Below are 15,711 nucleotides of genomic sequence, written 5' to 3' on the forward strand. Positions count from 1 at the left end.
TTTACAAATAAATATGTTGAGGGCAAAGTTAAGGAAATAGGCTATTAGTTCTGCCCGAATTGTGTCAGATTACCTAAATTTTTGAAGAAAGTTCGATTAATTATTTTCTGATTCTACAGATTTTACCAAAATTTCTTTAGCCATAACCATCGGAACTTTGATGTATTTTTTCTCCATATAGTTAATAACCTTATTTAATATTTCACGAGCCTGAGGATCTAATTGTTCCACCTCATTAGCAAAAACTTCAGTCATCGCCATCGATCGGATTTCCTTGATTTTTTCAGGAACTTCTTTCATAGCCACTTCCACACGTCTTTGTTTTAAAAGGGGTAGAAACTCACGAATATTTTTTTCGATAATTTTTTCGGCATTCTCCAATTCGGAATAACGCTCTTGGATATTTTTTTCGGCTACTTGTTGAAGACCACTAACCTCGATGTATTGAATTGGGTATTTCGCGATGATTTCCGCGTCAATATCATTAGGGATCGCTAAGTCAACAATCACTTTTCTATCTTCTTCACCATTAAGTAAAGAACGGTATAGGTCTTCATGAATAATTGCCTCAGGTGCTCCTGTGCAAGTAATCATCACGTCAAAACCTTCCTTATAGTTTTTTAACTCACTTAATGGGAATGCTCTGGCTTGTAGTTCTCGAGCTAATGGCTGAGCATTTGCTAAAGTTCTATTGAATATAGTAAAGTTACTATACTTGTGTTTTTTAAGGTACTTGGCTAAGTTTTGATTCGTTTCCCCTGATCCTATCAATAAGATTCTTGGATTATCGTTGAATTTAAGCTCTCGCAGTTTACGATAGGCCAATGAAACAACTGATATTGGGTTTCTAGAAATGTTCGTGTACGTATAAACTTCTTTGGCCGTTTTTACTAAACGGTCCATCATTAAACGTAAAAAATCACCCGTAAATCCCGCTGCTTTACAACGATCATATGCGCGACGTACTTGGGCCAAAATTTCTTTTTCCCCAACTACTAAACTTTCTAATGAACAAGAGGTGCGGAATAAATGATTCAATGCTTCTAACCCTTCGTAACGATTTACTTGGCCTAAGTAACATTGCATCCGTTCTGCTGGGACACAGAAATTCATTTTGTCCAAAAATTGAACAACAAAATCATCGTTTAATTCATGAGGTCCATAAAAAACAAATTCCACACGGTTACAAGTACCAATGTAAAATATCTCAGGAATGTCTAAACTATTTTTAAGGTTAATCAAGCGACTATCCAACTCTTCATTGCATATAACCAAATTTCCCAAATCTTTTAGGTCAATGTGTTTGTGGGTAAACGCTATAACTTTTAAATTCTTCAAAGCTTAATTTATTCGCCAATAATTTTGTTATGCAAATGTAGATTAAAACATCATGCCGATTGTCAAGAATCTGTCAATAGAACGAATTTAGAACGATTATAAATAGCATTAGAAAAATTATAAAGTATTGTAAAACAGTGTGTTGTAGATATAAAATGAAATTGTAGTGATGAAGATCATTTATCTCAATATGAAATTGTGATGAAGATTACATTAAATCGAATGAATTTTTCTGCCTCTCAGCAGATAATTTCCTCGCTAATTCCCATCTTTGAAGAAAAAAGAATGACTCGTTTATACAAACCAATCGCATTAATCGGTTTTATAGTAGTATTTACTGCTAGTATTTTTTGCCCTTTTCTTAAGGTACCACTGCAAGCAAACTGGAATTTATATCAGGTCGATAGTGGTTTATTCTTCATTACATTGGGGATTCTAGGCTTATCGGTCTTGCTGTTTTTTATGCGAAAATTAAATGCATTTCGCATTTCTGCCATTGTACTCGTGCTTTGGATAGTACTTTCCTTTGTATTGGTGTATTTGCAAATCAATAACTTTTTCGGATTGAAAATTATTGATGGATTACTAGCAAAAACATTACAGCTCAGATGGGGTTGGGTTGTACTTATGCTAGGGGCTTTATTAATCTATTTTTCTGTTAGAAAAGGCAAGGAAATTGCTCTGAATACGGAAGCCTAGTTATTGGCTTATTCTTTCAGATTAGTGATAAAAAATAAGGTACTCTTAGAGTACCTTATTTTTTTGTAGGTCTATGCGAGATAAAATGATCTTTCAATTTATCGATTCCTATATTTTCTTCTACTTTATCCAATTCATAAAGCCAAGCTTTTTCTGGAAGAACTTCCGAATGTTCCTTAGAATTAATCAAGTCTAATGCTTTTATTTTCAGATTTTTTTCAATCATTGGAACGGCGTTATGTGGTTTTCTGGAAGTTCTGATGATTTGAAAAAGCAACCCAGGCCATTTATGTATGGTGGAGAAGTTTGCTGTATAAATCTGGTGGTATTCACGCGCAGGAATTATATTTGCGTATAAACCTGTATGTTTGGTGCCTTGTACTTCCATAACAGATACGAGCAATTCATAGGACGTCTCATTCACTAAGAAGAACTTCACCAATCCATCTTTTTGTTCTCCAGTTAATGCGAGGTATATGCCCTTTTCGATAAATTTTCCTACAGGAATATTTTGTTCTTCCAATTCATCTTCCACTTGACGCATATTGCCATGCACCAAGGTGATTTTTTGACTAGCCACCGGGATTTCAAACCCTGTATCGTCAGTAACACCTACTAGTCCATCCTTCATGAAAGAAGTGATATGTCCTTCTATGGGTTCGTCTACGAAGCGTACTAAATCGCCTATTTTAAAATTCATCTTAGTTTGTCTATTATTTCTATTAATCGATGGACATCACTGATATCGTTGTATAAGTGAATGCCAATTCGTATACCTGTTCCTCTTGGAAAACAAATAGCCCCTGCTTTTGTGAGTTGATCGTAAAGCTGAGGATCTACTTGTATATTAATAAGTGAAGAACGGACTTCTCTTTCTTTAATCTCGGGCAATAACAAATTGCGTTCTGCCAATAATTGATAGGCTTCTTGAGTAACTTGTTGAATATGTTGTTGGATGTTTTCCAGTCCTAATTCCTCTAATTTGAGGAGGGATTGTTTTAAAGTGCCATGGCTTAGTGTTTCTTGATGCCCTGGTTCAAAAAAGGTGTTTAAAATGCCTTTATGTTTCCACATGGCCACTTTAGGTAAGGGAACATCGCTTAATATATTTTGTAACCTTCTGGTCAAGCCATCACTCATGAGTAAAAATCCATTTCCATAACCTGATAACAACCATTTATATCCAGATCCGGCAAGCGCATCAATACCCGATTGTTTGAAATTAAAAGGTTCGGTGCCTAGAAATTGGGTTCCATCTGCAATGATTAATAGGCTGGGATTTCTACGCTTCAATCTTTGAATAAATTCCAAGTCTATTTTTAAACCTGTGATGTATTGAACTATGCTGACAATAAAAACATCAGGATTATACTCATCGATCGCTTGTTCTATGGCTTGTTCTACATGCTCTTCTGGTTTGATAACCGTATGTTTCAGTCTGCGATTAACAATAGGATATTGTAGGGAAGGATACTCGTCGGTAAGCACTAAATAAGAATAATGCCGAGGTAATAAATCTATTAACGTGGAATATCCGAATGAAAAATTTGGAATTAAAAATGTTGATTTTATTTCGGAATGGAAGAATTTAGCGACTGTTTCTTTTACATCTGCAATAAATTCTGGTTGTTGATCTCTGAATGATCCTTGGGTATCAAAAAATTCCTTATCCCATACCATTCTCCAAGCTTTAGTTTCTTTTGGTAATAATCCATTGCTAGGGCTATTTAGATATACTATTTCTTCGGGGATATCGAAATTTTCTTTGAAATGCATGTGTCTATAATTTTTGTGCTTGTAATATAGTAAAATATTGTTTTTGTGGAATCATTCGCGCACCTAAACGTTCTAAATGATCGGAATGAATTTGACAGTCAATCAAATCTAAGCCTTGTTCTTGGGCTAAATAGGCCAAAGCAACCTTTGATGCATCTGCTACTTTAGAAAACATACTTTCCCCACAGAAAACGTTACCGATTTGTACGCCATAAAGACCGCCTACAAGCTCATCTTCCAGCCATGTTTCTATGCTATGCGCATATCCAGCTTGATGCAATTTAATATAAGCTTCTTGCATCTCTTGTATTATCCATGTGCCATCTTGATCTTTACGATCGATAGTAGCGCATGATCGAATGACTTGAGGGAAATCGTAATCGATCTTAACTTCAAATTTTCTCGATTGAATTGTTTTTCTAAGACTCTTACTCAGTTTTAATTCTTCAGGATATAATACAAATCTTTCCTGAGGTGCATACCAAAGGATGGGAGAGTCTTCATCGTACCAAGGAAATATGCCATGTTGATAAGCTTCTAATAATCGTTCCAATTGAAGATCACCACCTACGGCTAATAAACCATCAGGTTCGGATAGGGAAGGGTCTGGAAAATGAATGTCCTTATCGTCTAACCAAAATATCATTCGATGAAATGTTGGTATTAATCAGGTTGCCGAGGTTCTTTGCTGATCACATCAAAGATTTTTTCCATATGCTCCACATATTCATTGGTGTCATCTAGAAAAAACTCTAAATGAGGAACGATACGTGCCTGATTTTTAATACGTGCACCTAACTTATAGCGTATTTCATTTGCTTTGCTACGTATTTGATCTAAATCTGCTTTTGCTGTTTGGGTATTTAAAAAGCTTAGATATACCCGTACAATGGCTAAATCGGGCGTAACGCGAACTTTGGTCACCGTTATAAAAGCTCCAGGAGCCCAAGATTTCCCTTCACGTTGAAACATCTCTGCTAAATCTTGTTGTATTACGCCTGCAAATCGTTGTTGTCTTTTACTTTCTGTTCCCATGTTCTGCGACTTTGTTGAAAAGCTCAATTACTTTTCTTGACGACAAATATACGGATTTTTCAAATTACCTGTTTTAGGGTTTCTAAACCTTTCAGAGGATTGTCATTATTCGAATTTCAAACCTATGCTTTCTTATTCCAGTGTTTTCTTTTTCAGGGCTGAATCTGTGGAAGGTATTTTGTCCAGAACTTTTGGCAATTATTAAAGGATATTCATCGCTGTTAACACGGATCTCGCTTGGATGTTTTCAAGTCAATTCCGTTTAATATCCGTCTAATCTCCGAAGGAGATCCGTATAAGAAAGAACGGTCTTATTCTGAAATAGGTTTATTTTCGCATGAACTCATCTTTAATAGATTTATGAAATTTTATTTAAAGAGTCGAGTTTTAAAAAAAAGGAGAAAGGCGCTGAGCTATTGATGCATAAACTTTACGAAGATATGAACCAAGAATGACCTACTGTGCAGGTAATAGACCGTTTCCATGCGCAGCAACGAGCTGCCGAAGCGCTTCAGGAAATAAGGATTCAGGCAATAGATGAGGAAAACAAAGCGATTGAAATGGCTAGGAAAGCTAAAGGAACCTATCTGCCAGAGCTATTGTCCAATGGAGATACCGTAAAACAAATGTTAGCAAGAAGCCGTTATTTGCTCTATAAAAATAAACATAAATGGACTTTGGAACAATGAGAAAAGGCTATTGTGCTATTTGAACGATATCCGGATGTAGAAAATGTCCTATAGGTTAGCCCAGGAACTCTCTTGGATTTTCAACACAACTATTAATAAGATATAAGCCTTTACCAAGGCTAGCTAAATGGGCCGATAGGCTTGAGAAAGCTGGATTCAAGTCTTTCAATACCGTCTCTAGAACGATAAATATCCATCACAAAAAAATATGGAATTACTTCGCAAACAAGTGTACGAATGCTTCAGCGGAGTCCTTTAATGCTAAGATAAAAGCTTACAGCAGTCAATTTGGAGGTGTAGGAGATATTAAATTTTCTTGTTTAGATTGACTAAATTAATTGTTTAGTCCACAGGTTTTGATTCTGATCCGTACTAATCACAAAAATTCAAGGCATAAAAAAAGACTTGTCGTGGGCATGGTGACAAGTCTTTCATCAAAATTAGTTTATAATTGGATAGAATAATTTTTTCAAAGTTTAAAGACTTTTGGGTCTATCATATTTTTAATTTTCTCGTTGGTTATCACGTGAGTGTAAGCTCACTTTTTTCAATCTTTCATCTCCCTTACACCACAAACATAGGTCTTTACTTAGGTACAAACCAAATGTTTTTTAAAAAAAAGTAAGTGATTACTTTATATTCCTTTTACATTTGTTTAATGTTGACTTAATGTCATTTACTAGTTTGATAGGCGAGAAACAGCCATAAATCCTCATTCATGGAGTTTTTAAAGGTATAATGCTAAAATTGAGCATAGCTTAAATTAAGCTATTGCGAATCATATATTAAGGTTGCATTAACAAGTAATTCCAAAAAAAAAATTGCATTTGCTGTATTTTGAATTCAGAATAACAAGTAAGTCAATCAACATTGGATCCATACTTAGGGTTCGCAGATGAAGGAAGCGAAACCAAATACCTATATTTTCCTTTTTATTGGTACTTTTGCGGAACAATAAATGAAGCATGAAGATTTGGCAAAAAAATATTGATGTAGATTCCTTTGTAGAATCGTTTACCGTAGGTAGAGATCGGGAGATGGATATGCATTTAGCAGCAGCAGATGTATTAGGTTCATTAGCACATACGCAAATGTTAGCCAGTATCGGCTTGATGACGGCATCAGATTTAAGCCTAGTACAACAGGAATTAAAAAATATTTACCAAGAGATATTAGCTGGGAAATTTGAAATCGAAGATTCCGTAGAAGACGTGCATTCCCAAGTTGAGATGATGTTAACACAACGCATTGGGGAAGCTGGAAAAAAGATACACTCAGGAAGATCTAGGAATGATCAAGTTTTAGTGGATTTAAAACTTTATTTCAGGGCAGAGATTGCACGCTTATTTGAACAAACCGAACAATTGTTTCATCAGTTACAAAAGTTAAGCAATACATATCAGCAGGTTTTAATGCCTGGCTATACCCATTTACAAATTGCTATGCCATCTTCTTTTGGCTTATGGTTTGGGGCTTACGCAGAGAGTTTAGTTGATGATTTACATTTATTGAAAGCGGCATGGACCATCTGTAATAAGAATCCGTTAGGATCTGCTGCAGGCTATGGCTCCTCATTCCCTTTAAACAGAACAATGACGACTCAATTGTTAGGCTTTGATGACCTCAATTACAATGTCGTTTATGCGCAAATGGGACGTGGAAAAACGGAGCGTATTTTAGCGCAAGCGATGAGTTCTATTGCAGCTACACTAGCCAAATTTGCCATGGATGTTACCCTGTTTATCAATCAAAACTTTGGGTTTATATCTTTTCCTGCACATTTGACTACCGGTTCTAGTATTATGCCACATAAGAAAAATCCAGATGTATTTGAGTTGATTCGTTCCAGATGTAATAAAATTCAGGCTTTGCCGAATGAAATAGCATTGATGACAACCAATCTGCCAGTAGGCTATCATCGTGATTTACAGTTGCTGAAAGAAAACCTATTTCCTGCATTTGATTCGCTGAATGATTGCTTAGCGATATCCAAGTATATGTTGGAAAATATCAGTATAAAAGACCATATATTGGATGATCCAAAATACGATTATCTATTTAGTGTCGAGGTTGTAAATAACGAAGTGTTAAAAGGAGTGCCATTTCGTGAGGCCTATAAACAAATTGGATTAGACATAGAGGAGGGGACGTTTAAGCCAGCGAAAGAAGTAAACCATACGCATGAAGGAAGTATTGGAAACTTAAATAATAAAGAAATTGCGCAACTTTTCGAAGCGGTGAAGTCTTCCTTTAATTTTGATAAGGTAGACCAAGCGATTGAACGCTTAGTCAAATCTTGAGGACAGCAAATAGAATACTAAAAAAGGAGGCTTAAGCCTCCTTTTTTAGGTTAAACTTAAATCGTATTTCACTATTAAATTCTTCCCCAGGCTGTAAAATCACCGAAGGAAAATGAGGCTGATTAGGGCTATCAGGATAATGTTGTGCTTCAAAGCAAAATCCGCCATACCTCAGGTATTTATTCCCTGATTTTCCTTTATCATCAGCCATGAAATTTCCAGAATATAAATGAATACCCGGTTCTGAGGTATAAACTTCTAACTCAATCCCACTGGTCTTTGAATAGGCCGATGCGATGGCTTGACTGATAGGTTGATTGTTTACAAATGTATGGTCGTAGCCGCTAGCAAATATTAATTGTTCCTCTGCTGCTCCAATATCTAGGCCTAGCATTTTAGGTGTCCTGAAATCAAAAACGGTGCCTGCTACCGGGGCAATTTCCCCTGTAGGGATTTGCTTTTCATTGATTGGAAGGTATTCATCGCTATGTATACAGATTTCATGACCTAAGCTGTCGCCATGGCCCTCGCCTTCTAAATTGAAATAAGCATGATTCGTAAGGTTAATAACCGTTGTCTTCGTTGTTCTTGCTCTGAATCGGATAATAATTTCATTATTGTTGGTCAATTCGTAGGATACGGTAGTATTAAGTTCTCCCGGAAAACCTTCTTCTCCATCGGGAGATACATAATAAAAATCCACTTGTTTATTAAAACTAACTTGCCTATCCCATATTTTACGGTGAAATCCTTCAATTCCTCCATGTAAGGAATTGCCATTATTGTTTTGTGCTAGTTCATAATTTTCCCCTGCTAAGGTGAATTTTCCTGCCGCTATACGATTGCAAAATCGACCTACAGTAGCACCTTGATATTGTTCTTGCGCTTCGATATAGCCATTTATGCTGTCGTATCCTAATACTACATCGATCAACTCTCCACGGTTATTGGGTACCAAAACACTCACCAATCGTGCGCCATAATCAGTCAATGCAATTTGCATTCCTGTACGATTTTTTAATGTAATGAGGTGGGTGTTCTTATTATCAATTTTAGTTGTAAAATTTGTTGCTAGTGGTAGTTTGTATGTGCTCATATTATTAGGATTATGGAGCCTAAAGATAATAAATCATAGGTACATTATGGGATTTTGTGTAATAATGCTGTCAAGAAATATATCTTTTATGCTATTTTTTTTTCATAGCGTAATTCGGGTAAGGATCTCTTTGAAAATGACAGTAATTCTTATTTATCTTTTTCATTATTATTTGTAAATTGTGATTAAAGAAAAAAATATGTTAACCTCAAAAATGTTTTTCCTTTGCAGCTTGCTCATCCTTTCCTTTGCGCTATTTGTAATGAGTTCAACTTCTCAATTAGTAATTCAGCATTTTTTTGATACATACTTTGTGATTCAGCTGCGGCAAATGTTTTTGATCTTAGCAGGTATTTCTTTGGTTTTTTCATTTTTATACTATTTTACCTCCACCTTTCTTTTTTCTATTCAATGGTCTATCATGCATTTTATATGTTTTTGCTGTTTGCTATTAAATGTGTGGGCATACGGTTTTATAGAACGTTATTATCATGTTCAAGCAGATCAAATAAATCAAGTGATGCAAATGGAGCGTATTCAAAAGATTCAACAATTTTTTGCGGGTTCTTTTTTTATTCTCATCTTCATGCAGTTCAGCTACCTAGCCAATTTATTCGCGGGGTTATTTTATAAACGCAAAAGAATATAAATCAGCTTATTCCTCATGTAAGCTATCATTCCTTAGGGAGTTATTGGTTTTGATATGCAGGTTGTTAGGGCTGTGTGTTGCGGTGGAAATTGATTTTTTCCGTTTGTTTCAAGGCCCTAATAAAAATAGAAATGACGGAATGATCGCATTTAGCTCCATTTTTAAAATAGTATATTTGCCTTTTAAAATTGCTTAAGACAAGATGAATTGGAAACAACTAATTTCTGCCAAACGCTGGGGGTATGAAGATCGCGCACTTACGGAACAATTTGATGCTAGATCAGAATTTCAACGGGATTATGACCGATTGATATTTTCTTCCCCATTCCGCCGTTTGCAAAATAAAACACAAGTTTTTCCTTTGCCAGGGGCAGTGTTTGTGCACAATCGCTTGACTCATAGTTTGGAAGTAGCCTCTGTAGGGCGTTCCTTAGGAAGGTTGGTCTATAACCTCTTAAAAAAGAAACACCCTAATCTTGATCAAGAAGCTCCATATTTGCAGGAAGTAGGGAATATCATTTCTGCAGCATGCTTATCGCATGATTTAGGAAATCCTGCCTTTGGACATTCAGGGGAGGCCGCAATTTCTTCATTTTTTATTGAAGGAATCGGGCAAAAATACCAAGAAATGGTTAGTAAAGAGCAGTGGGAAGATTTAATTCATTTTGAAGGAAATGCAAACGCTTTGCGAATATTGACACATCCATTCAATGGGAAAGATCCTCGCGGATTTGCATTGACCTATACCTCCTTGGCATCTATAGTCAAATATCCATGTGCAGCGATTGATGGACATGTGAAAACAGCTCATCATCGAAAAAAATACGGTTACTTTGATTCGGACAAAGCAACATTTCAACGTATTGCTGAAGAATTGGGTTTGGCGCAAGATCCTCAAAATAGCAAGGGTTTCGTACGTCATCCATTGGTCTATTTGGTGGAAGCAGCAGACGATATTTGTTATAATATTATAGACTTAGAAGATGCGCATCATTTAAAGATACTCTCTTATCAGGAAGTTGAAAATTTATTATTGCCCTTATGTGGTCAAGAGGATCTACAACCTCGCTTGGATAGCCTGGCTGATACGGCGAGTAAAGTCTCTTTACTCAGGGCAAAAGCAATAAATACATTGATTCATGCTTGTGCCTCGGTTTTTGTAAATGCTGAGGAACAATTTTTGGCAGGCAGCTTTGAAAAACCTTTGATGGATGCATTGTCCGCTGAAATTGTGGAGCAAATGCAATTGATATCTAATGTATCGGTGCAACGGATATATAATGCGCCTACGGTAGTACAAATTGAAATTGCAGGCTTTAAAGTGATGAATGCCCTGTTAGAGGAATTTCTTCCGGCTTATTTAAAATCAAATAAAACCATGTTTGATAAAAAAATAGTGGCGATGATACCATCTCAATTTCATACGGATAAAGAAGATGCCTATTCTAAAATTCGTGCGGTATTGGATTTTGTGTCTGGAATGACGGATGTATATGCAGTGGATTTATTCCGAAAAATTAAAGGTATTTCCATTGCATCGTTGGATTAAGCAAGTCAGAAAACGCTGTTCTAAACAGTGTATTTACATGAATAAAGATTTTTCCTTAGCCTAAACGCTAAATAAATATAGATGAAAGTAGTCATAGCAGAAAAACCCTCTGTAGCGCGAGATTTGGCTCGAGTAATGGGCGCAAAAGAGGTAAAGGACGGATATATTGCTGGGAATGGTTATGCCTTCACTTACGCATTTGGTCATTTGGTACAATTGTGCACCCCACAGGCTTATGGCTTTTTAAATTGGTCTGTTTCCAATTTGCCTATTATTCCAACCCAATTTAATTTAGAGGTTAAGAAAGTGCGCAAAGAAGGTAAGCAAATGGACGATTCTGGTGCTTTAAAACAATTGAACACCATTAAATATTTATTAGATCAGGCCGAAGAGATTATCGTGGCAACGGATGCTGGGCGAGAAGGGGAGCTTATTTTTCGTAATATATATTATTACCTCGGATGCAAGGTTCCATTTAAACGGTTATGGATTTCTTCGCAGACAGATAAGGCCATCAAAGAAGGGTTTGCAAAATTAAAAGAAGGAACAGCATACGATAGTTTGTATATGTCGGCTAGGTCCCGTTCGGAATCCGATTGGTTAATCGGGATCAATGCCACACAAGCGCTTACCTTAGCTGCCGGAAATAAGGGTTTACTGTCTTTAGGTAGGGTTCAAACGCCTACTTTGGCTATGATTTGTTCCAGGTATTTGGAGAATAAAGATTTTAAACCATTAGCGTTTTTTAAAATTCAAGCTGGTTTTGAAAAAGAAGGGATTTCTTTTAAAGCTACCTCGGCTAAAATTGATAAAAGGGAGGTTGCTGAAGCTTCTTTTTCGAAATTGAAGGTTGGCGAGAGTGCCGTAATCACGCAAGTGGAGGCTAAAGAAACTAAGGAACCACCTCCATTATTGTATGATTTAACTTCCTTGCAGCAGGATGCCAATAAAAAATTTGGATACTCAGCGGATCAAACGTTAACAATTGCGCAGACACTATATGAGAAAAAAGTGATAACCTATCCACGTACAGGATCTAGGTATATAGGGGAGGACGTTTTTGAAAAGATTGAAGAATTATTTCAACATTTAGCAAATACAGCTGCTGAGCATATTGCAGTCATTGCCAAAAATTTAATTGGCGCAAAATTGAATAAACGATCTGTTGATGATAAGAAAGTAACGGATCACCATGCCTTATTAGTTACGGATGAGAAGCCAGGGCCTATGCCTATGGAGCAACAAAACATTTACCATATGATTGCTAAGCGTATGGTGGAAAGTTTCTCGGAACAATGCTTAAAGGATATTACAACCATTACCATGGATGCTTCTGGCGTAGAATTGATCGCTAAAGGTACGGTAATTAGGCAGTATGGATGGCGATTATCTGCCGATCAGGTGGATTTGCCAGATGAAGATAAAAATAACGATGAGCAAGATAATGAGAATGCTCAGTTACCTCGATTGATTAAAGATGAATCTTTAGAAATCAAAACCATGGAGCTGGCAGAACGATTTACGAAAGCTAGGCCAATCCATACGGAAGCATCTTTATTGAAAGCCATGGAAACTTCTGGAAAAGAGATCGAGGATGAGGAGATGAGGCAAGCCATGAAAGATTGTGGTCTAGGGACACCTGCTACGCGTGCAGCAACCATAGAGACACTTTTTCAGCGAGATTACATTAAACGCGATAAAAAGAAATTAATTCCTACAGAAAAAGGCTTGGCCGTGTACTTATTAGTGAAAGACCGATCGATTGCTAAGGTCACGTTGACGGGTAAATGGGAGCAGAAATTGGAAGAGATGCGGGCCAATCAAGTGAGTTATGATGTGTTTATGAAGCATATTAAAGACTATACCGTCAAAATTACGAAGGAATTGTTGCAATTGCGGGTAGCCATTGCTCAGGAAGAAGTGAAACCGCAACAGAAAGGAAAAATTAAATGTCCGAAATGTGAAACGGGTCAAATCCATCTCTATGAAAAAATAGCGCAATGTGATCATTACGCTCGCGGTTGCGATTTTAAGATTTGGAGAACATTGAATGGGGTATTTTTAGAGGAAAAGGAAATGAAGAATTTACTCGAGAAAGGTAAAACATCGGTATTGAGTGGCGTTAAAAACCAAGAAGGTCAAACCGTGAATGCGGCATTGGTTTTTGAAAACTTTAAGGTTATTGTTTCTTAATTGAGTATATTCGGTAGATGGAAACAATCTACCTCTTTTCAGGATTGGGGGCTGACCACCGTGTATTTGCTCATTTAGATTTATCTGGATTTGAGGTGAAACATGTGCATTGGCTTAAACCCAGGCCTGCGGAAGCTTTAGAGAGTTATGTTTTTCGATTAGCAGCACATTATCAGATTCCAAAACAAGGTGCATCTGTGCTGGGATTGTCTTTTGGAGGGATCTGCATAAGTGAATTAGCTAAATATTATGATTTCAACAAAACCATCCTAATATCATCCGCTAAAACCAAAGATGAACTTCCACAGGTGCTTTCTTTTTCCAAATTGTTTTCTATACATAAAAAAATACCTAGCCCAAGTCGGTTTAAGTGGGCAAACCCTTTAATTTATTGGTTTTTTGGCGTTAAAACGGAACAAGAAAAACAATTGTTAAGGGAGATTATGGCCGATGCTGACCCAGACTTTGAGCAATGGGCTATAGAAAAAATAGTGCACTGGGTGAACCGACAAGTGCCTAAAAACTGTTTACATATTCATGGTGATAGCGATCGTCTTATCCCCATTCATCAGGTAGATTATTCTATTCGTATAAAAGGAGCTGGACATTTTATGGTATGGAATAAGGCTGCTGAAATTTCTTTTCATATTCGTAATTTTTTGTTGTAATATTTCTTAAATCAGGTCATGATTTGGTAATATGTCGAAAAGTAGCCTTTGTTCCTTTTGAATTCTATTAACTTTGCGGCAGCTATGACGACAAAACTCTATAATCCTTTTGTGGATTTCCATTTTGACAATAAAACTTGTTTTTTAACCGGTGAATCCCTGACACATGATGGGCAACAAATACCCGTATTTCCTCGCTGGATGATGGAATCATTTGATCTCGGAGATAAACCTTTCAAAATGCTAGATGAGTCTTTTAGTACCTATGATAAGCTAGTCTTGCCTTGTTCGGATGCAGTGGCAACGCTTATTTCGGCATTAGATGATCAAATGGAAGAAGCTGCAAAAATAGGGTATGATGCGGTCAAAGAGTTGGATCAACAACGCTTATTTCAATGGGTTGGGCGGATATTATATGGGGTTGTTTTTAATGAAATTCAAGCAGGTATTCGTCAAGCATTTTTATCTGGGGAATCGATGAATTTCTCCCAAGCCTTGGTGCAAAAGTTCAGAAATTTGCACGCCATGTTGCAATCCTTGACTGTACCGATGATTTTTGAACATAAAAATCCGTTCAGCATTGCTGTATTTCCGGTCAACAATCCAGATAATACCTTTGTGTATCGCGATGAAATAAATACCTTGATCTTTTCGCTGAGAATGAATGATTTTGCATTAATTGCAACAGTTCAAGACAATGGTACCCATGCCATTTATCATGAGGAAGCTCTAGCTGTGCAGCAGGATCAGGTATTACATCCTATTCAGTTTGAGGAAATTTGCGCACGCTACTTTTATTCTGCTTATTTATTTAACCGCCTGCCGGAATATACCTATATGGAGGTTGGGGAGCAAGTTTTTGTAGAACCCATGCCCTTGAACGATTGGACGCTGAAGCCGATTTTCGATAATTGGCAGGTGAAAACATTTGGCCAGGTTTTAGAAAACTTTTGGAAGCCTTGGGGATTTACGCTTTTTGAAATCATAAAGAATCCGGAAGAACCCATGAGTTATTTAAAGGATGCTGAAGGTAATTTTAACACAGATATTACTTTGCCACTGTAATTTTTTTATTGCTAATTCATTCATTATTAGTAATTTTATCTTATATTTTTACATATGAAACTGATATTGTCGATAGTTCTAATGCTAACTTGCGTTCTTTGCAGCGCGCAGGAAGCTCAGCCTATTGATAGTGCCCTAGTTAAAGATCTCGATGAAATGCCGCAATTTGTGGGAGGAAGTCGAAGTTGGCAAAAGTTTGTAACGGGTCAGATGAATTTATTTCCCATTATCGAACAAATGGACAGCACCCAATACGTTGATTTTGGGGCTAAGCAAACCGCCATCCTAGAATTTACCGTTTGTGAAGATGGAGAGGTTTGTGATATAAAAATATTAAATAAAAGCAAAATTAGTCCAGCATACGCCAAAGAAGCCATGCGCGTGATGAAAAAGTCCCCTAAATGGAAGCCTGGTGTTAAAAATAACCAAACTGTAAAAACGCGATTTAGACAGCCGATTGTTGCGATATTGGAATATAAATAAATTCTGAGCCAATTAACCTACCGTTATAATAATTTTAACCCTTTTGGTTTCATTATAACCTCAATGCTATTTTACTGTTGTGTTGATTAACTGTTGAGCGTAATAGCTTATATTGTTTCTTTTCTAATAAATTGCGAACTCACCCCGATTAAGTTTTTTAAAATCTTATGG

16 protein-coding genes are annotated in these 15,711 nt (G+C 36.6%); 10 read left to right on the forward strand and 6 right to left on the reverse strand.

The window, feature by feature from the left end:
- Positions 1-96: 96 nt before the first annotated feature.
- Positions 97-1,338 (reverse strand): glutamyl-tRNA reductase, encoded by a 1,242-nt coding sequence (gene hemA / locus ACFRAE_RS15015; RefSeq protein WP_422797987.1) that lies wholly within the window; start codon positions 1,336-1,338, stop codon positions 97-99.
- Positions 1,339-1,539: 201 nt separating this feature from the next.
- Here hemA and ACFRAE_RS15020 point away from each other — a divergent pair, with 201 nt between their 5' ends.
- Entirely contained in the window at positions 1,540-2,037 is a 498-nt protein-coding gene (locus tag ACFRAE_RS15020) for a hypothetical protein (protein WP_422797988.1), read from the forward strand.
- Between the two features lie 55 nt (positions 2,038-2,092).
- On the opposite strand, the gene ACFRAE_RS15025 is transcribed toward ACFRAE_RS15020, so the two are convergent.
- The 4 genes from ACFRAE_RS15025 to rbfA are packed head-to-tail and all read right to left on the reverse strand — an operon-like array spanning position 2,093 to position 4,848.
- Positions 2,093-2,737 carry a hypothetical protein gene (locus ACFRAE_RS15025; protein WP_422797989.1) on the reverse strand — a complete coding sequence of 215 codons (645 nt, stop codon included), beginning with the start codon at positions 2,735-2,737 and terminating at the stop codon, positions 2,093-2,095.
- On the reverse strand, positions 2,734-3,813 hold the full coding sequence (locus ACFRAE_RS15030) for an aminotransferase class V-fold PLP-dependent enzyme (protein ID WP_422797990.1): 1,080 nt from the start codon (positions 3,811-3,813) through the stop codon (positions 2,734-2,736). The genes ACFRAE_RS15025 and ACFRAE_RS15030 overlap by 4 nt, the downstream gene beginning before the upstream one ends.
- 4 nt (positions 3,814-3,817) lie before the next feature.
- Positions 3,818-4,459: a leucyl/phenylalanyl-tRNA--protein transferase gene (gene aat / locus ACFRAE_RS15035; protein WP_422797991.1), complete on the reverse strand. Its 642-nt coding sequence runs from the start codon at positions 4,457-4,459 to the stop codon at positions 3,818-3,820.
- Positions 4,460-4,476: 17 nt separating this feature from the next.
- Positions 4,477-4,848 carry a 30S ribosome-binding factor RbfA gene (rbfA, locus tag ACFRAE_RS15040; RefSeq protein ID WP_422797992.1) on the reverse strand — a complete coding sequence of 124 codons (372 nt, stop codon included), beginning with the start codon at positions 4,846-4,848 and terminating at the stop codon, positions 4,477-4,479.
- Between the two features lie 461 nt (positions 4,849-5,309).
- Between rbfA and ACFRAE_RS15045 the strand changes: the two genes are divergently transcribed.
- The 3 genes from ACFRAE_RS15045 (at position 5,310) to argH (ending at position 7,837) form a co-directional block, all read left to right on the forward strand.
- Positions 5,310-5,537, forward strand: coding sequence for a transposase (locus tag ACFRAE_RS15045; RefSeq protein WP_422797993.1), 228 nt, complete (start codon positions 5,310-5,312; stop codon positions 5,535-5,537).
- Between the two features lie 95 nt (positions 5,538-5,632).
- The gene (locus ACFRAE_RS15050) at positions 5,633-5,866 is read left to right on the forward strand and encodes a transposase (RefSeq protein ID WP_422798047.1); all 234 of its coding nucleotides are present in this window, start codon (positions 5,633-5,635) and stop codon (positions 5,864-5,866) included.
- A gap of 636 nt (positions 5,867-6,502) precedes the next feature.
- The gene (gene argH / locus ACFRAE_RS15055; RefSeq protein WP_422797994.1) at positions 6,503-7,837 is read left to right on the forward strand and encodes an argininosuccinate lyase; all 1,335 of its coding nucleotides are present in this window, start codon (positions 6,503-6,505) and stop codon (positions 7,835-7,837) included.
- Between the two features lie 31 nt (positions 7,838-7,868).
- On the opposite strand, the gene ACFRAE_RS15060 is transcribed toward argH, so the two are convergent.
- The gene (locus ACFRAE_RS15060; RefSeq protein ID WP_422797995.1) at positions 7,869-8,933 is read right to left on the reverse strand and encodes an aldose epimerase family protein; all 1,065 of its coding nucleotides are present in this window, start codon (positions 8,931-8,933) and stop codon (positions 7,869-7,871) included.
- 331 nt (positions 8,934-9,264) lie between these two features.
- Between ACFRAE_RS15060 and ACFRAE_RS15065 the strand changes: the two genes are divergently transcribed.
- From ACFRAE_RS15065 to ACFRAE_RS15090, 6 genes are all read left to right on the forward strand, one after another.
- Positions 9,265-9,582 carry a hypothetical protein gene (locus tag ACFRAE_RS15065; protein WP_422797996.1) on the forward strand — a complete coding sequence of 106 codons (318 nt, stop codon included), beginning with the start codon at positions 9,265-9,267 and terminating at the stop codon, positions 9,580-9,582.
- Positions 9,583-9,784: 202 nt separating this feature from the next.
- On the forward strand, positions 9,785-11,131 hold the full coding sequence (locus ACFRAE_RS15070; protein ID WP_422797997.1) for a deoxyguanosinetriphosphate triphosphohydrolase: 1,347 nt from the start codon (positions 9,785-9,787) through the stop codon (positions 11,129-11,131).
- A gap of 81 nt (positions 11,132-11,212) precedes the next feature.
- Positions 11,213-13,324, forward strand: a complete 2,112-nt coding sequence (locus tag ACFRAE_RS15075; RefSeq protein ID WP_422797998.1) for a DNA topoisomerase 3 — start codon at positions 11,213-11,215, stop codon at positions 13,322-13,324.
- 17 nt (positions 13,325-13,341) lie between these two features.
- Positions 13,342-13,992: an alpha/beta fold hydrolase gene (locus ACFRAE_RS15080; protein WP_422797999.1), complete on the forward strand. Its 651-nt coding sequence runs from the start codon at positions 13,342-13,344 to the stop codon at positions 13,990-13,992.
- Between the two features lie 84 nt (positions 13,993-14,076).
- A complete protein-coding gene (locus ACFRAE_RS15085; protein WP_422798000.1) occupies positions 14,077-15,057 on the forward strand; it encodes a hypothetical protein in 981 nt (326 codons plus the stop codon).
- Between the two features lie 81 nt (positions 15,058-15,138).
- On the forward strand, positions 15,139-15,540 hold the full coding sequence (locus ACFRAE_RS15090) for an energy transducer TonB (RefSeq protein ID WP_422798001.1): 402 nt from the start codon (positions 15,139-15,141) through the stop codon (positions 15,538-15,540).
- Positions 15,541-15,711 lie beyond the last annotated feature (171 nt).

Origin of the sequence: Sphingobacterium sp. HJSM2_6 (assembly GCF_049316305.1) — a bacterium.
GTDB lineage: Bacteria > Bacteroidota > Bacteroidia > Sphingobacteriales > Sphingobacteriaceae > Sphingobacterium.